This window comes from Cryobacterium psychrophilum (assembly GCF_004365915.1).
GTDB lineage: Bacteria > Actinomycetota > Actinomycetes > Actinomycetales > Microbacteriaceae > Cryobacterium > Cryobacterium psychrophilum.
Genome location: NZ_SODI01000001.1, coordinates 827,756 through 844,678, shown reverse-complemented (window position 1 = coordinate 844,678; position 16,923 = coordinate 827,756). Strand labels below are relative to the sequence as shown.

Annotated in this window: 15 protein-coding genes and 1 pseudogene; 10 read left to right on the top strand and 6 right to left on the bottom strand. The window is 67.2% G+C overall.

The features are described from left to right. Positions 1-9: 9 nt before the first annotated feature. On the bottom strand, positions 10-1,359 hold the full coding sequence (locus tag EDD25_RS03980) for an aminotransferase class III-fold pyridoxal phosphate-dependent enzyme (protein WP_134172134.1): 1,350 nt from the start codon (positions 1,357-1,359) through the stop codon (positions 10-12). A 50-nt stretch (positions 1,360-1,409) separates the two neighbouring features. After that, positions 1,410-2,192, bottom strand: a complete 783-nt coding sequence (locus tag EDD25_RS03975) for a lysophospholipid acyltransferase family protein (RefSeq protein ID WP_422386782.1) — start codon at positions 2,190-2,192, stop codon at positions 1,410-1,412. A 44-nt stretch (positions 2,193-2,236) separates the two neighbouring features. Here EDD25_RS03975 and dxr point away from each other — a divergent pair, with 44 nt between their 5' ends. Next, a complete protein-coding gene (dxr, locus tag EDD25_RS03970) occupies positions 2,237-3,328 on the top strand; it encodes a 1-deoxy-D-xylulose-5-phosphate reductoisomerase (RefSeq protein ID WP_134172133.1) in 1,092 nt (363 codons plus the stop codon). Here dxr and EDD25_RS03965 read toward each other — a convergent pair. Both EDD25_RS03965 and EDD25_RS03960 read right to left on the bottom strand, forming a co-directional pair. Then, positions 3,325-3,849: a mucin-associated surface protein gene (locus tag EDD25_RS03965; protein WP_134172132.1), complete on the bottom strand. Its 525-nt coding sequence runs from the start codon at positions 3,847-3,849 to the stop codon at positions 3,325-3,327. The two genes, dxr and EDD25_RS03965, sit on opposite strands and share 4 nt — an antisense overlap. Further along, a complete protein-coding gene (locus EDD25_RS03960) occupies positions 3,846-5,069 on the bottom strand; it encodes a serine/threonine-protein kinase (protein ID WP_277871691.1) in 1,224 nt (407 codons plus the stop codon). Before EDD25_RS03960 ends, EDD25_RS03965 begins: the two co-directional genes overlap by 4 nt. Positions 5,070-5,244: 175 nt before the next feature. On the opposite strand from EDD25_RS03960, the gene EDD25_RS03955 reads away from it, so the two are divergent. Then, positions 5,245-6,621 (top strand): M50 family metallopeptidase, encoded by a 1,377-nt coding sequence (locus tag EDD25_RS03955; protein ID WP_134172130.1) that lies wholly within the window; start codon positions 5,245-5,247, stop codon positions 6,619-6,621. Positions 6,622-6,673: 52 nt separating this feature from the next. On the opposite strand, the gene EDD25_RS03950 is transcribed toward EDD25_RS03955, so the two are convergent. Then, complete coding sequence (locus EDD25_RS03950) at positions 6,674-7,858, bottom strand: acetyl-CoA C-acetyltransferase (RefSeq protein WP_134172129.1); 1,185 nt, start codon at positions 7,856-7,858, stop codon at positions 6,674-6,676. Positions 7,859-8,016: 158 nt separating this feature from the next. Between EDD25_RS03950 and EDD25_RS03945 the strand changes: the two genes are divergently transcribed. The 8 genes and pseudogenes from EDD25_RS03945 (at position 8,017) to ispG (ending at position 15,284) form a co-directional block, all read left to right on the top strand. Next, positions 8,017-8,553 (top strand): ATP-binding cassette domain-containing protein, encoded by a 537-nt coding sequence (locus tag EDD25_RS03945; RefSeq protein WP_341765331.1) that lies wholly within the window; start codon positions 8,017-8,019, stop codon positions 8,551-8,553. Continuing rightward, on the top strand, positions 8,550-9,023 hold the full coding sequence (locus tag EDD25_RS03940; RefSeq protein ID WP_134172127.1) for an ABC transporter permease subunit: 474 nt from the start codon (positions 8,550-8,552) through the stop codon (positions 9,021-9,023). Before EDD25_RS03945 ends, EDD25_RS03940 begins: the two co-directional genes overlap by 4 nt. Next, positions 9,020-10,034 (top strand): annotated as a pseudogene (locus EDD25_RS03935) (branched-chain amino acid ABC transporter permease). The gene EDD25_RS03940 and the pseudogene EDD25_RS03935 overlap by 4 nt, the downstream one beginning before the upstream one ends. After that, a complete protein-coding gene (locus tag EDD25_RS03930; protein WP_134172126.1) occupies positions 10,027-11,376 on the top strand; it encodes an AMP-binding protein in 1,350 nt (449 codons plus the stop codon). The pseudogene EDD25_RS03935 and the gene EDD25_RS03930 overlap by 8 nt, the downstream one beginning before the upstream one ends. Next, positions 11,373-12,089, top strand: a complete 717-nt coding sequence (locus EDD25_RS03925) for a TetR/AcrR family transcriptional regulator (protein ID WP_134172125.1) — start codon at positions 11,373-11,375, stop codon at positions 12,087-12,089. The genes EDD25_RS03930 and EDD25_RS03925 overlap by 4 nt, the downstream gene beginning before the upstream one ends. After that, entirely contained in the window at positions 12,082-13,005 is a 924-nt protein-coding gene (locus EDD25_RS03920) for an alpha/beta fold hydrolase (RefSeq protein ID WP_134172124.1), read from the top strand. Before EDD25_RS03925 ends, EDD25_RS03920 begins: the two co-directional genes overlap by 8 nt. 53 nt (positions 13,006-13,058) lie before the next feature. Then, on the top strand, positions 13,059-14,123 hold the full coding sequence (locus EDD25_RS03915; RefSeq protein ID WP_134172123.1) for an alpha/beta fold hydrolase: 1,065 nt from the start codon (positions 13,059-13,061) through the stop codon (positions 14,121-14,123). Between the two features lie 9 nt (positions 14,124-14,132). Beyond that, the gene (gene ispG / locus EDD25_RS03910) at positions 14,133-15,284 is read left to right on the top strand and encodes a flavodoxin-dependent (E)-4-hydroxy-3-methylbut-2-enyl-diphosphate synthase (protein ID WP_175183006.1); all 1,152 of its coding nucleotides are present in this window, start codon (positions 14,133-14,135) and stop codon (positions 15,282-15,284) included. 113 nt (positions 15,285-15,397) lie between these two features. On the opposite strand, the gene EDD25_RS03905 is transcribed toward ispG, so the two are convergent. Next, positions 15,398-16,879 (bottom strand): HNH endonuclease signature motif containing protein, encoded by a 1,482-nt coding sequence (locus tag EDD25_RS03905; RefSeq protein ID WP_134172121.1) that lies wholly within the window; start codon positions 16,877-16,879, stop codon positions 15,398-15,400. Positions 16,880-16,923: the final 44 nt, after the last annotated feature.

Here is a 16,923-nt window from a genome sequence, read left to right as displayed (position 1 = left end):
CGAGGCGGGTCAGCCCTCCGGGTAGGTCGCGGACAACACCGCGAGGGCCTCTTCGATGACGGTGGCCGCGTCGTCGATGAGTTCGTCGGAGATGACGACGGAGGGCAGGATGCGCAGCACGGAGTCCCAGCTGCCGGCGTCGAGCACGATGACACCGTTCGACGTGGCGTGCTTGATGACGGCAGTGAGAGCCTCGGGGTAGGGCTTCTTCGTTTCGGGGTGCACGAGCTCCACCCCGAACATGGCGCCCTTGCCGCGCACGTCTCCCACCACCGAGAACTTCTCCGCCCAGTCGCCGATGCGAGCCCGGAGGGTCTTCTCCACACGCTGCGCCTCGGCGAGGAGGTCGTCGCGTTCGATCAGGTTGAACACGGCGAGGGCGGCCGCGGTGGAGACCGGGTTGCCGCCGAACGTACCGCCAACACCTCCCGGCTGCACGGAATCCATGATGTCGGCGCGGCCCGTGACCGCAGCGAGCGGGAACCCGCCCGCGATGCCCTTGGCCGTGGTGACGAGGTCGGGGACCACGTTGTGGTGCTCGATCGAGTACCAGGCTCCGGTACGAGCGATGCCCGCCTGTATCTCGTCGGCGACGAAAACGATTCCGTTCTCGGTGCAGAACTCGCGGATCCGCTCGAAGAACCCGGGGGCGGGGGTGACGATACCGCCGTCGCCCTGGATCGGTTCGACGAAGAACGCGGCGATCTCCGTCGCGCCGATGTGGGTGTTGATGTAATCAATCGTCTTCTCCGCCGCTTCCTCCCCGGAGAGTTCGTCACGGAAGGGGTAACTCGTGGGCACGCTGTAGATCTCGCCGGGGAACGGACCCATGCCGGCGCGCTCCGGCCAGGGGCGGTACGTCATGGCCATCGTGAGGTTGGTGCGACCGTGGAACGCGTGGTCAAGGGCAACGATGGCGCGGCGACCGGTGAACTTGCGGGCGATCTTGACCGCGTTCTCCACGGCCTCGGCTCCCGTGTTCACCAGAATCGAGCGCTTCTCGAAATCTCCGGGCGTGATCTCGGCGAGTTTCTCGGCGACGCGCACGTAGTTCTCGTATGGCGTCACGGTGAACAGCGTGTGGGTGAGCTTTGCGGCCTGTTCGGCTGCCGCAGCGGCGACGTCCGGGTTGGCGTGGCCGATCGTCGTCACGCCGATGCCGCAGCCCAGGTCGATGATCTGGTTGCCGTCGACGTCGACGAGGATCGCGCCGGCTCCGTGATCCATGTAGATGTTGGCCAGGGTTCCGGCGCCGCGCGCAACGGTTCGCTCACGCCGCGCCTGCAGTTCAACCGACCGGGGGCCGGGAAGGGCGGTGACGAGCTTGCGGGTCTGGGGGACGGAATAGGAAGCAGTCATCCGGCCACCCTAGGGCTGTCGGCTGAACGCCGAATCCTCGGGCCGGGAGGCTACACCCGTTCGCGCGGGAAGACCTTGTCGGCGAGCCGGAGCAGGGTTCCGGAGGGGGGCGATTCGTTGTAGGTCCTGGCGAGTTCCTGGCCGGACAGCTCATGAATGGCGGCCATGATCTCGTCGGTCGCCTGACGGCGTGCCTTGCCCGAATCGGCCGTTCCGTGCGCACTCACGTCGATCGGTTCACCGAACGCCACGGTGATCTTGCGGATGCGGGGCGTCTTGCTTCCCACCGGCATGATCTCTTGCGTGCCGATCAGGCCAACCGGCACGACGACGGCACCGGTCGTAAGCGCGAGCCAGGCCACCCCGGTGCGTCCGCGGTAGAGTCGCCCATCGAGCGAGCGGGTGCCCTCCGGATAAATCGCGAATGCACTCTCAGCATCGAGGATGCTGCGCCCCGCGTCGAGCGCAACCTGTGCGGCCTGCCCGGCCCCACGTTCCACACCGACCGCGCCGATGGACGTGAAGAAGTTACGCGACACCCAGCCACTGAATCCGGTCCCGGTGAAGTATGTGGACTTGGCGAGGAACTGCACCCGCCGGGGCGCGGTGAGCGGGATGACGATGCTGTCAATGAAGGACAGGTGGTTGCTCGCGAAAATGACGGGACCGGTTTTGGGGATGTTCTCGCGGCCTGTGATATGTGGACGAAAAACAAATCTGGCGATCGGGGCCATGATTCCGTAGCCCAGGAAATACACGAATCCGGGTCGTTTTGCACGCGGGGGGGAGACGACTTCAGCGTCGTCCTGGGGTTCTTCATTGGCACCGGTCACTGCTCGACCCTACTCTGCCCGGCGGCTGCACCTAGCATGGAGGCGTGCGCAGAGTAATAATCCTCGGGTCCACCGGTTCAATCGGTACGCAGGCCCTCGACGTGATCAAAGCCAATCCCACCAGGTTTGAGGTAGTCGGCCTGTCGGCCGGCACCAACCGGGCCCTCCTCGACGAACAGGCCGCCGAGTTCGGCGTGGACGACACGGCGCTCGGGGCGGAGGAGGCGGAGCAGCTCGTGCAGGGCGTCGATGCCGACGTCGTGCTCAACGGGATCACCGGTTCGGTGGGCCTCGGCCCGACCCTCGCCGCCCTCAAGTCCGGCCGCGTTCTTGCGCTGGCCAACAAGGAGTCACTCATCGTGGGGGGTGACCTCGTGAAGTCCCTCGCCGCTCCCGGCCAGATTGTTCCGGTCGACTCCGAGCACTCCGCGATTGCCCAGGCCTTGCGATCGGGCACCAGCGACGAGGTGCGTCGGCTCGTGCTGACGGCATCCGGTGGCCCGTTTCGCGGTCGTACTCGTGAGCAGCTGGCCAACGTGACGCCTCGCGAGGCGCTCAACCACCCCACGTGGGACATGGGCGTCGTGGTCACGACGAACTCGGCGACCCTCGTGAACAAGGGACTTGAGATCATCGAGGCCCATCTGCTCTTCGACGTGGGCTACGACCGGATCGACGTGGTGGTGCACCCGCAGTCGATCGTGCACTCCATGGTGGAGTTCATCGACGGTTCCACGATTGCGCAGGCGTCGCCGCCCGACATGCGCCTGCCCATTTCACTGGGTCTGGACTGGCCGAACCGGGTGGCGGCGGTAGGAACGCCGATCGACTGGGCGACACCGCACGCCTGGACCTTCGAACCGCTCGACGACACCGCATTTCCTGCCGTGGACCTCGCCAAGCGGGTCGGGCGCGCCGGCGGCAGCTACCCGGCCGTGTTCAACGCCGCGAATGAGCAGGCCGTGGCGGCCTTCCACGACGGCAAGATCGGGTTCCTCGACATCGTCGACACCGTGCTGCGCGCGGTCGAGTCACACGAGCAGGACGGACCGCTCACCCGGGAATCGCTGGCCGGGGCAGAGGCCTGGGCTCGCGCCACCGCCGACCAACACATCATCGCGGCCAGCGCGCGCTAGCCCTCGCAGTCCTTGTCGCCCTTTTCGCACGAGGAGTCTTTGCCGTCTTTGCCGCCATTTTTGGCCGCCTCGTCGGCTGCCTTGGCTGCCTCGTCGGCTGCCTGGGCGGCATCCTTGGGCGCGTCGGCGTCGGTATCCGCCTGGGCGGCGTCCTTGGCGGCCTGTGCCTCTGCGGCGGCCTGTGCGGCGGCCTGTGCGGCGGCCTGTGCGGCGGCCGTGTCGATCGCCGTGCTGAGGTCGGTGCCCACCAGGTTGATGGCCACCTGAATCTCCGCGGACCGCTCCGGGGTCACCTGGCCGGCGGCGGCGGCGGTGCGCAGGTTGGACTCAACGTTCGTGAGCAGGGACTGTGCGCTGGTGAGGTCACCCTCGGCAGCGGCCGTCGTCACATCAAGCACGGCGCTTTGCAACTGTTCGGCCGTCGACGGCTGCAGGGAAACGGGATCGCCGGCACACCCGGAGAGGGCGAGGGCCGACAGGGCCAGGGTGGCCAGGGTCAGGCGAAAACGAATGCGGGTCATGGGGTCACGCTCTCCTGAAGCTGCTGCAGGTGGTCGCCGAGTGGGCCGTCGACGGCGGGGTAGGTCGGCGGCGCCGCCTCCGGCGTGCTCGGTCGGTTGAGCAGCACAACAAGCAGCACAACAAGAGCCAGCACTATTCCGGCGCCAACGGCGATGGCGCGCGCGGTACGCGGCGACGTGGCGGGTGCCCGCCGCGGGCGCTTCGTACGGGGGGCACGGCTCGGCTCTGACCTGTCACCTCGGGGCAGCAGCGCGGTTGGGGCGTTGTCGTCGTCGCTGGCCGGATCGTGCTCGGGTGCCAGCTGGGGAACGAATGCCGGCTGCTCCGGCAGGAGTCGGGTGGCGGCATGCGCCGGTTCGGCCATGAGCGCCGTCGCGAGCCCGGTTTCGGCGGCGAGGTCGTCGAGCAGGGGAACCGTGGGAACCAGTTCCGGCGCGCTATCGGCCACGAGCGTGCGCAAGACCACGGCCGCAGCGGAGGCGGTGGGACGATCGGCGGCCTCGCGACTCGTCATGGCGGTCAGAAGGTCCGCCCATCCCTGGCTCACGCCGGCGGGAATCTGCGGCTGGCGCTGCAGCCGGGCCATGGCCGATTCGATCGCGGTTCCGGGGTACGCGCGCTCGCCGGTGAGGCTTTCCAACAGCACGAGTCCGAGCGAATACACGTCCGTTGGCGGGCCGAGGGCGGTGCCGAGCGCCTGTTCGGGGCTGAGGTAGCTGGCGGTGCCGAGTGTGGCCCCGGTGGCGGTGAGCCGCGTCTCATCGAGAAGGCGCGCAATGCCGAAGTCGGCGAGCTTGGCGTGCATGGCACGACCGGGGAACCCCGACGGCGTCAGCAGAACGTTCGCGGGCTTGATGTCCCGGTGAATGATGCCGAGCGCGTGCACGTAGTGCAGGGCCTCGGCGAGGTCCGCGCCAATGTCAGCGAGGTCGCGGGGCTCGAGCGGTCCATCAAGCAGGCGCGTGCGCAGATCGGAGCCATCGACGAATTCCATCACGATGAAGGTGCGCGGTGAGCCGTTGACCTGCGCGGTCCCCGCATCGAACAGGGTCACGAGGGCGAAGTGGTTCAGGCTCGCGAGCAGCGAAATCTCACCGCTCTGGCGTTCGGGACCCGCGGAATCCATGCTGTCGGAGCGAAAAAGTTTCACCGCCACCGTGCGGCCGAGCGAGGTATCCGTTGCCTGATAGACGGATGCCATGCCGCCCGTGCCCACCAGTCGATCGAGCCTGAAACGGTCGGCGAGGAGCAGGCCGAGGGGATCAGCTTTGGGTTGGATAGACAGGGGGTACCTCCAGAGGCTGTACTAAGCAAACCACAGGAGAAGACCCGCGTGGTTGACAGGCAGAAGAACGACCAGCCGCTTTGCAGCTTGGAACAGCTACTCTACGACTGTGGAATCTGTACTGCTATTCATTCTCGGCGTCGTCGTCATCGTCGTGGGCCTCGCCGTTTCTATCGGCCTGCACGAGATCGGGCACCTGGTTCCCGCCAAGCTGTTTGGCGTGAAGGTCACGCAGTACATGATCGGCTTCGGGCCGACGCTGTGGTCGAAGAAGAAGGGCGAAACCGAATACGGGTTCAAGGCCATCCCGCTCGGCGGCTACATCTCCATGATCGGCATGTTCCCGCCGAAAAAGGGCGGGGCGGTACAGAGCGCGAGCACGGGGTTCTTCGACACCCTGGTGCAGGAGGGCGCGCCGGAGAAGAAGCCGGGGGCGATGGCGACCATGGTCGACGACGCGCGCCAGGCGAGCGCTGACACCATTGGTGAGGGCGAGCATCACCGCGCGTTCTACACACTCCCCGTCTACAAGCGCATCGTCATCATGCTCGGCGGACCCACGATGAACCTGCTCATCGCGATCGTCATGTTCTCCATTCTGCTGATGGGCTTCGGCACCACCCAGACGAGCACGACCGTCGGCAGCGTCAGCTCGTGCGTGCTCCCGGCCACCAGCGACAGGCAGTCCTGCGAGAGCAGCGACGAGGCCGCCCCCGGCGCCGCGGCCGGGCTGAAGCCGGGCGACCGCTTCGTGAGCATCGGTGGCACCGCCATCACCAGCTGGAGCCAGTCAACGCAGATCATTCGGGGTGCCCCCGGCCAGGCCCTGCAGATGGTGGTCGACCGCGCCGGCACTGAGGTGGCCCTCACGATCACCCCCAAGCTCACCGAACGCTACGTTCTCGACTCTGCGGGCGAACCGGTGACGGATGCCGCGGGCGCCCCGGTCACCGAGCAGGTCGGTTTCGTGGGCATCGGTGCCGCCGGCGAACTCGTGCGCCAGCCGGCCACGGCCGTCATGCCCGCGGTCGGCGACACGATCGCCTCGACCGCCGGCATCATCATCCAGTTGCCGCAGCGTCTCGTTGACGTGGCAAACGCCGCGTTCGGACCGGGCGAACGCGACCCGAACGGCCCCATGAGCATGGTCGGCGTCGGTCGCGTCGCCGGCGAGATCGCGAGTATCGACACCATTCCGGTGGCCAGCAAGGTTGCCACCATGGTCGGCATTCTCGGTTCGGTCAACATTGCCCTCTTCGTGTTCAACCTCGTTCCGCTGCTGCCGCTCGACGGCGGACACGTGGCCGGGGCGTTGTGGGAGGGCATCCGTCGTGCTTTCGCGAAGCTGTTCAAACGGCCGGAGCCGGGGCCGGTCGACATGGCCAAACTCATGCCCCTCACGTTGGCCGTGGTCGTGCTGCTCGGTGGGATGAGCCTGCTGCTCGTGTACGCCGACATCGTCAAACCCGTCAACCTCTTCGGCTGAGCCGCCGCCCCGGGATACCCCGGGGCGGCGGCTCTCACCGTTCAGTGCATGACTAGCGCGAGAGCAGCAGTGCCTCGCCCTGGCCGCCGCCGCCGCAGAGCGCCACGGCCGCCTTGCCGCTTCCCCGACGGGAGAGCTCGAGTGCGGCGTGCAGCGCCACGCGCGCCCCCGACGCGCCGATCGGGTGGCCCATGGCGATGCCGCCACCGTGAATGTTCACCTTGTCGGCCGAAACGCCGAGCACCTTCGACGACTGCATGACAACGGAGGCGAATGCCTCATTGATCTCGACTACGTCGAGGTCACCGGCGTCCCAGCCCTGTTTCGTCAGGGCGCTCGCAATGGCGTTGGCCGGCTGGGAGTGCAGGGAATTGTCGGGTCCGGCAACCTGGCCGGAGGCCTCGATCACGGCGAGCCAGCTGAGACCATGTGCCTCGGCCCAGGCTTTGCTTGCCACGACGACGGCGCTCGCACCGTCGCTCAGGGGCGCCGCGTTTCCGGCCGTGATGTTGCCGTCCGTGGAGAACGCGGGGCGCAGGCGTCCGAGCGTCTCGGTCGTGCTGTCGCCCCGAACGCCCTCATCGGTCGTGAGCACGAGGGGGTCACCCTTGCGCTGGGGCACGCTCACCGGCGTGATTTCGTTGGCGAAGACATCCGCTGCATCGGCGGCAGCCGTGCGCTGGTGCGAGGCGGCGGCCACGGCGTCCTGCTCGAGGCGGGTGAGGCCGAGCTTTTCGTTGGCCAGTTCGGTGGACAGGCCCATCGACAGCCCGTCGAAGGCATCGGTGAGGCCGTCGTGCGCGGCGTGGTCGAGCATGGAGACCGTGCCGTAGGCCCAGCCCTGGCGTGAGCCGGGCAGAAGGTGGGGCGCGCGACTCATCGACTCCTGGCCGCCGGCGACCACGACGTCGGCTTCGCCGAGGCGCACGAGGCGGGCCGCGTCAATGATGGCGGCGAGGCCGGACAGGCACACCTTGTTGAGTGTCATCGCTGGCACGTTCCAGGGGATCCCGGCGCCGATCGCACTCTGGCGGGCGGGGTTCTGGCCGGCACCGGCCTGAAGCACCTGGCCCATGAGAACGGTGTCGACCTGGTCGGGGGCAACGCCCGCGCGGGCGAGGGCACCCGCGATGGCGGCGGTGCCGAGCTGAACGGCGGTGAGGGAGGCAAGCTGGCCGTTCACGCGGCCCTGCGGCGTACGGGACCCGGCAAGAATAACGACGTCAATTGCGGTCATAAGGACTCCTTCGTCAAGTTTTTGTGAGCTGGCGTTCCAGAAAAACGGCCGGAGCCAGCATGACACTGCCGATCCTGTGTTTCTGCACCAGCGCATCCATCCCTTGACAGTAGCGCTTAGACGCCATAGTTTTCTGAAACCTGAATCATGTGTCATGTTTGGGTTCACCGCTCGATTGCACCCCGCCCTTCACCCACTCACACTCCGTTCAACAGCACGAAAGGCCCTTCCATGCGGGTAACAAAGAAGTTCCTGGCACCGTCGCCTCCGGGATCGCGATCAGCCTTGCCGACCAGGCCGCCCAGAACCAGGTGCTCTATCTGGTGCAACGCCAGAATCAACTGGCCGGGACCCTCTCCGGCGGCCAACAGCAAATGGTCTCCCTGGCCAGGGCCCTGCTCAACCGCAACGGACTTCTTCTCGTCGACGAACCGACGAAGGGCCTCGCGCCCAGGATCGTCGGCGACGTCGTCCAGACGCTCCTCACCGCCGCTCAGACCGTGCCGATTCTCCTGGTCGAGCAGAACCTGCAGGTGATCCGGCAGCTCGCCGACCGGGTCGTCGTGCTTTCCGGCGGCCGCGTGGTGTTCACCGGGCTCGCGACCGAACTGCTCGATGACCCGGAGCGCATCCAGCGTTACCTTGGTGTCAGCGCCGGCGCGGCGGATCCAGCGGATGCGGCGGTGCCGCAGTGAGTACCATCGTCCTGCTCCTGATCACCGGCCTGGGTCTCGGCGCCCTGTACTTTCTTGTCGCCTCCGGGCTGTCGCTCATCTACGGGCTCATGGGCGTGCTCAACTTCGCGCATGGCTCCTTCCTCACGATTGGTGCCTTCATGGGCTGGGAGGCCGCGCGCCGACTGAGCGACGGCTCCTGGTGGGCCCTCCTCGCCGCCATGATCACCGGAGCGCTGGTCGGGGCGCTCGCCGCTGCGGCGACCGAATACTTTCTCATTCGCCGGCTATACAACCGGCACATTGAACAGGTGCTCGTCACCGTGGGCCTCGGTTCCCTGAGCGGCGCGGCCCTGGCACCCGTTCTCGTGGCCGTGCTCCAGCCGTTCGCGAACTTCTATCTGGGCGGCACCGGCGACCTCGCCGTCGTGCTCGCGCTCGCCGCGGTGCTGCTGATCAGACCGCGCGGCCTACTCGGGAGCACAACATGAGCATCCGGGCTTACGGCCCCGGCCGGCCCCGTTGGGCGCGGCCGGCCAGCCGGATCGCGGCGGGGGTCGCGTTTGTGGTGCTGCTGGCGCTGCTTCCCCTGCTGAGCATCAGTATCCCCGGTGTGCTTCCGGGGCCGACCTCCACCCCCGGCACCCTGCAGCTGCTCGCCTACGCCATGATCATCGCGGCGCTCGCACTCAGCTACCACCTGTTGTTCGGACTCGCCGGAATGCTCTCGTTCGGGCACGCGCTCTTCTTCGCGGCCGGCGCGTATGGCCTCGGGATCGCGCTGCAAAACTTCTCGCCGAGCTGGCTGCCCCAGACGGCAACGTTCGTTGCCGCCGTGCTGATTACGATCGTGCTCGGCTTCGTGCTCGCCGCGGTCGTCGGCTCGCTCAGCCTGCGCGTCACCGGCATCTCGTTCGCCATGGTGACCCTCGCCTTCGCCTTCGCCCTCGCCGTGGTCGTTGTGGTCTACCTCGTCGTGCTGTGGGTCGAGAAGGGCCGGTCACGTTGTGGCCGCGACGCGCGAGAACGAACTCCGAGTGCGTGTCATCGGTATTCGCCCGTACTTTGTGCGCCTGCTCATCTTCAGCATCGCCGGCGCGCTGGCGGCGCTGGCCGGTGCGGCCTTCCTCTTGCTGCAGAGCGGGGTATCGCCGCGGGGTGCGACGCCGGACTTCACGCTCACCCTGCTCGTGATCGTCGTGCTCGGCGGGGTGGGGCTGCGTTGGGGAGCGGTGCTCGGCGCCGTCGTCTACACGCTGCTCGACCAGCGCCTCACCGCCCTGGCCGGGTCGGAATTCATCGCCGGGCTGCCCGATGTGCTGCGTATCCCGTTGTCGCAGCCGTTGTTCATCCTCGGCACACTGTTCATCCTCGTTGTCTTGTTTCTGCCGGGCGGCCTGGCCCGGTTGACCCGACTGGGCCGGCGCCCGCGCCGCAGCGGTCGGGCCGGGGAACTCCAACGAGAGCGCATGCTTGAGTCGGAGGAATCAACTCGTGAATGAAACACCCCCCACTGACGGGCTGCACACCCTCGGCCGCTGGACCCGCGACCGTGCCAGGGCCACCCCCGACCGCGTCGCCGTCGACGACCGCGGCGTCACGCTGCGCTACCACGACCTCGACGACCGGGCCGGCGATCTCTCCGCCGCTTTTCGGGCGGCCGGGTACGGTATCGGCGACCGGGTGGCGACGATCACCGGCAACAGCCAGGACCGGGTCGTGCCGGGCCGTCGCGCCGACCTTCCGGAGCGTGCGCCGCAGCGCCCGGTGCGCGACGACGACCCGTTGTTGATCGCGTTCACCTCCGGCACCCTCGGCCGGGCCAAAGGGGTTGTGCTCACCCACTCCAACTGTTTCTGGACCAACCTGTCTTTGTCGCCCATGACCGAGATCACGAGCAAAGGTGTGGTGCTGGCGGTCATGCCGCAGTACCACGTGGGCGGATGGAACATCCAGCCGCTGCTGGCCTGGTGGATGGGCGCGACCGTGGTGCTGGAGCGTACCTTCGACCCGGGCCGGGTGTTGCAGCTCATTCAAGATCGGCGAATCACCACCATAATGGGTGTGCTGGCAAACTACCTGTTTGTGGCGCAGCATCCGAACTTCGCCGAAACCGACCTGTCGAGCCTGAACCACGCTGTCGTCGGTGGGGCGCCGATGCCCGCACCGCTGCTGCGCACCTGGCATGCTCGCGGCGTCGCACTGACCCAGGGGTATGGGCTGACCGAGGCCTCGCCGAACGTGCTGTGCCTGCCCAACGAAGACGCCCCCAGCATGCTCAGGTACGCCGGAAAACCGTACGCGCACGTCGAGGTCGTTGTCGCAGACCCGGTCACCGGCGAACATCGGGCCGGGGCGAGCACGGGGGAGCTGCTTGTACGCGGCCCCTGCGTGTTCTCCGGGTATTTTCGCGCCCCCGAGGAGACCGCCCGCACCCTCCGAGACGGATGGCTGCACACCGGTGACCTCGTTCGTCGCGACGAACACGGGTACTTCGCCGTCATCGACCGGCTCACCGATATCTATATCTCGGGCGGCGAGAGCGTCGCCCCCGCCGAAGTGGAGAACGTTTTGTTTGAACATGCTGTCGTGGCCGACGTCGCGGTCATCGGGGTCCCCGACGACCGCTGGGGCGAAGTGGGGGTCGCCTTTGTTGTGACCGAACCGGGCGTCGCGGAGTCGGCGGAGAGACTCCTGGTGTACGCCCGAAGCCAGCTGTCGGGGTTCAAGGTGCCCGCGCACGTGCGATTCGTGCCGCAGATACCCCGATCGCTGGGCAGCAAGGTGCTGCGCCGGGAACTTCTGGCAAGCTGGCAGAATAACCTCGTTGGAGGTGCCCGGTGAGCGCCGCCGAGCCGCGCACCGCGCGCGGGGCACTGACCAAACGCAAACTGATCGAAGCGGCCGAAGACGTCTTTTCCCGCGTCGGATACTCCGACGCGTCGATCTCGCGCATCACGGAGGCCGCCGGCATCGGCCAGGGCACGTTCTATCTGTATTTCGATTCGAAACTGCAGATCTTCAACGAACTCGTCGAAGACCTCAACCACCGGGTGCGTCAGGCGATGAGTGCAGCATCGGCGTCGACCACGAATCGTCTCGACTCTGAGCGGGCCGGGTTTCGCGCGTTCTTCCAGTTCACGGCCGACCATCCGGCGCTGTACCGGGTGGTTCGGGAGGCGGAGTTCGTCTCGCCAGGGGCCCTGCGCATGCACTACTCGCGCATCGTCGAGGGGTACATTGCGGGGCTGCGAGCGGCTGGGCAGGCGGGCGAGATCAGCGACATTGATCCGACCGTTGCGGCGTGGGCCTTGATGGGCGTCGGCGAAATGATCGGCATGCGCTGGGTGCTGTGGGGGGACCCAACGACTGCCGATGCACAGTCCGGCTCCGACGCCGATCCGTTTGCGAGTGGGACCCGACAGGTCCCCGAGCATGTTTTCGAGCAGATGATGCGCTTCATTGAGGGTGCCCTCGGGAGGCCGGCGGCATCCGTCGGATCGCCCGGCGCGACATCCGTAACCGCTTCCGACGAGAACCGAGGCACCGATGACTGACCTGATCGCGACCGGCAACGGCTCAGGCGGTGGCGTTCAGGCGCCAGGCTACAGCGCGTTCCAGGCGCCGGTCGACGGCGGCGATCTCTTCGGCGGCCAGTGGCGTGCCGCCGAGAGCGACGGCACGGCCGTGCTCGCGGTGCACGGCATCACTGCCTCGCACCTGTCCTGGCCGTGGCTGGCCGCGCAACTGCCCGGCACCCGGGTGATCGCACCCGACCTGCGCGGGCGGGCGCGCAGCAACGGCCTGCCGGGACCGTATGGTCTCCGCCACCAGGCCGATGACCTGGCCGTGGCGCTCGATTTTCTCGAGGTCGAACGGGTGGTCGTGGTCGGGCATTCGATGGGTGCGTTCGTCGCCGTGTGGCTCGCTCACCTGCACCCCGATCGGGTTGAATCGCTTGTGCTCGTTGACGGGGGCCTGCCGATTCCGCACGAGGAGGGTATCGATCCGATCCGGATGCTCGGCCCTGCGGTGGAGCGCCTGTCCCAAGTATTTCCCAGCCGCGAGACGTACGCCCAGTTCTGGCAGGCACACCCGGCCTTTGCCGGTGACTGGTCACAGCGCCTCGCCGACTTCGCGAATTACGACCTCGATGGCACGGCGCCCCAGCTGCATCCTTCGGCCCGGCTCGAGGCCGTCGCCGAGAACGTCACGCAGCTCAACGGCTCCGGCGGGTATGCGGAGGCCCTCGCCGGGTTGAGCCTGCCGATCGACTTTCTGCGGGCGCCGCGCGGGCTGCTGAACGAGCCGACCGCGCTGTATGCGCGTGCCGCGGTCGATGCTGCGGTCGCGCGGATGCCGACGTTTCGGGCGCACGAGGTCGAGGGCGTCAACCACTACACAATCGTCATGTCAGAACGCGGGGCCGAACAGGTGGCTTCCGTTGTCACGGAGCACACGCACCCGGCCTGACATGATTGGCCGAGCACCACCTGGTACCCCGAGAAGTCAGAGAGGACTTCCTAATGACCAACACAATTTTCGACGGAATCACGCAACACACGATCACCACACCACGACTGTCGGCCGGGGTGCTGGAGCGGCCCGCAACAGCACCGACCGAAACCGTGGTCTTCATTCACGGCAACGTGTCGTCGTCGCTGTTCTGGCAACCGATGATGCTGGCTCTGCCGCGCACCGTGCGGGCTTTGGCGATCGACCTGCGCGGCTTCGGAACAAGCGAGACCCTGCCGGTCGATGCCACACGTGGCCTCAGTGACTTCGCCGACGATGTCGCGTCGGTGCTGGCGCAGATTGGTGTCGACCGGGCGCATTTCGTGGGGTGGAGCATGGGCGGGGGAGTGGTGATGCAGTTCTTGCTCGATCACCCGGCATCCGTTCGAAGCCTGACCCTGGTGGCGCCCGTCTCGCCCTACGGTTTCGGCGGCACTCGCGGTGCCGAGGGGGTGCGGCTGAACCTGGACGACGCCGGAACGGGCGCGGGTGGTGCCAACCCGGACTTCATCACTCGGCTGAACGCGCACGACCGCACGGCTGAGGCGCAGACAAGCCCGCGTACCGTGTACCAGACCGCGTACGTCAAGCCGCCGTTCAGCTCGGACCATGACGACGTGTGGGTTGAGTCGATGCTCATGACGGCCACCGGCCCCGACAATTACCCGGGCGACTCCCTCGCCTCGACGAACTGGCCCGGCTTCGCCCCCGGCACCGGCGGCGTGCTCAACACCATGGCACCGCAGTACTTCAACACGAGCGCGATCTCCGAACTGGCCGACAAACCGCCCATTCTGTGGGTGCACGGCAGTGATGATGTGATCGTGTCGGACACCTCGTATTTCGACCTGAACTTCCTGGGGCAGCTCGGGGTGATTCCGGGCTGGCCCGGAGCCGACACGGCGCCGCCCCAGCCGATGATCCAGCAGACTCGCGCGGTGCTGGCCGCGTACGAGGCACAGGGCGGTGCCACGACCGAGCTCGAGCTGGCTGATTGCGGACACTCGCCGCACCTGGAGCACCCGGCCGCTACTCTGCAGGCCCTGCTGCAGGTTCTTTCCCAGAGCGACGAGTAGGCTGAACCCGTGGCTGCAATCAATTTGGGAATGCCCAAAGTACCCGAGATACTCGCTCCGAGACGCAAGTCCCGCCAGATCAAGGTCGGTAAGGTCCTCGTCGGTGGTGACGCTCAGGTGAGCGTTCAATCGATGACGACCACGCAGACGACCAACATCAACGCGACGTTGCAGCAGATCGCCGAACTCACGGCGAGCGGATGCGACATTGTGCGCGTGGCCGTTCCCACCCGTGATGACGCCGAGGTCTTGTCGATCATTGCGAAGAAGAGCCAGATCCCGGTCATTGCTGACATTCACTTTCAGCCGAACTACGTCTTCGCGGCCATTGACGCGGGCTGCGCGGCCGTTCGAGTGAATCCGGGCAACATCCGTAAGTTCGACGACCAGGTGGGCAAGATCGCCGCCGCAGCCAAGGCCGCTGGCGTGAGCCTGCGCATCGGCGTGAACGCCGGTTCGCTCGAGCCCAGCCTGCTGCAGAAGTACGGCAAGGCCACCCCGGAGGCGCTCGTGGAGAGCGCCGTCTGGGAGGCGAGCCTGTTCGAGGATCACGACTTCCACGACTTCAAGATCTCGGTCAAGCACAACGACCCGGTGATCATGGTCAAGGCCTACCGGATGCTCGCCGAACGCGGCGACTGGCCGCTTCACCTCGGTGTGACCGAGGCCGGGCCGTCGTTCCAGGGCACCATTAAGAGCGCCACGGCGTTCGGCATCCTGCTCGGGGAGGGCATCGGCGACACCATTCGCGTGTCCCTCAGCGCGCCTCCTGCGGAGGAGATCAAGGTGGGCCTGCAGATTCTGCAGTCGCTCAACCTGCGCGAGCGCAAGCTTGAGATCGTGTCGTGCCCCAGCTGTGGACGCGCCCAGGTCGACGTGTACAAGCTCGCGAACGATGTGACGGACGGCCTTGAGGGCATGACCGTTCCGCTGCGCGTTGCCGTGATGGGTTGCGTTGTCAACGGACCGGGTGAGGCTCGCGAAGCCGACCTCGGTGTGGCCTCCGGCAACGGCAAGGGCCAGATCTTCGTCAAGGGTGAGGTCATCAAGACCGTGCCGGAGTCCGAGATCGTCGCCACGCTGATCGAGGAAGCCAACCGCCTCGCCGCGGAAATGCCCGCCGCCGAGCTCGGTTCCCCCACGGTTAGCGTCTCCCAGTAGCCGCAAGAGGTCCCGAATCGGACACGTGTGGCCAGCGCAATGGGCGCTGATGTCCGGTTCGGAAACCTTCGCCTGCGGGGGAGGGGACAGTGGGGCCAGGAAGACCCGGCTTACTATCTGGATCTGAGCCACGGCGGGTCACTGCTGGGTGTGTTGGCGCGGTGTGCGGCGGCGGGTCGCCAGGTTCGGGTGGGGTCGAAGAGTACGGGGCCGCGCAGGTGGGGCCTCCCGTTGATCATTCGAATGTCCCACCCGGCGGTGTCGATGGTGTGGTGGTGGAACCAGCACAACAGAACACCGTTTTCCACGTCGGTCAGTCCGTGGGATTGCCACGGGATCACGTGGTGCACCTCGCACCAGGCGGCCGCGATTTTGCAGCCGGGGATGACGCAGCCGCCGTCGCGGGCGGCGATCGCGCGGCGCTGGGCGGGGCTGAAGAATCGTTCCTTCGCTCCCAGGTGCAGTACGTGGCCGTCGTCGCCGATGATGACCTGCTGGTAGCCGCCCGCGCACAGCCGCTGGTTTACGCTGCGAAGGCTGATCGGGGCGTCCACGCCGTCGATCCAGCCGACGCCGCGACCGTTCTTCAGGTCGCGGGCGTTCACGTGCACCATCACGACGGGCGCCGCGCCGCCCATGGTCGGGGTTTTCGGGTCACGCGCGGTCTTCTCGAACACCGCCCGCAGAATGTCGGCGCACTTCTCGCCGCCGGTACGGTCATCGACGGCTTCTTCGGCGCCGGGGATGAGTTCCCCGGCCTCCAGGCGCGCCTGGTCCTCCGCCGACGGAAACGCCGGTGCCGCGTGGGCACTGAGGAACGTGTTGAACACCCCGTTCATCACGCCGCGAAGGTCGGGCGTCACACCGCCGCGCAGCGGATACAGCCCATCCCGCAGGAGCCCGAACCCGAACGTGCTCTTCGCGGCGGTCTTGTCGTCGCTGGGCGCCGCCCCATCGGGGTCGAGCATCGCCGCCCATTCGTGGGCCTGCGCCCGAATGAGGTCGGCACTGAACGCGATCCCGGCACCCGGGAGTCCTTCGGTCTCGGGGGTGATCGCCCCGGTGGCGGAGGCAACCAGGGCGCGTTCGGCCCGGTCGAGGTCGTCCGGGGCGACCCGGGTCGAAATCTGTTCCAGTGCGGTGACGATGACGTCGGCGGCGTCGATGCCGAGTTCCCCGGCGGCCAGACTCTCGGCGACGGCGGGGTGCCGCACCGGCATGACTTGCCCGACCAGGCCGCTGGTCGCGGACGAGACTCCGGTGATGGTGCCGCCGAGGCGCATCCGCCGCTTCGCCTCGCTACTCGAGATACGCGTCACCCCGGTGATCAGTTCGAACTTGCCGCGGCATCCGTTCTTCCACGCGAGCGAGTCATGACCGAGGCCGGAATCGGCGCGAAACCCGACATGGGCCGCGGAGCTGATCCGGCCACCATCCACCCGACGCCCCACGGCCTCCAACGCGCCCATCACGGCCAGCGCCGCATCGTCGTCCAGGAGTGCGAATTGCACTCCGGCGAGGGCGGCCGTGACGAGTTCGCCGGCCTGCAGTAGCAGGGCGACCATCTCAGCTCCGGACTTCACCGTCGTGAACATACCCCCATTTTAGCGCGAATCGAACGTAAACGCGAGAGTTGCTC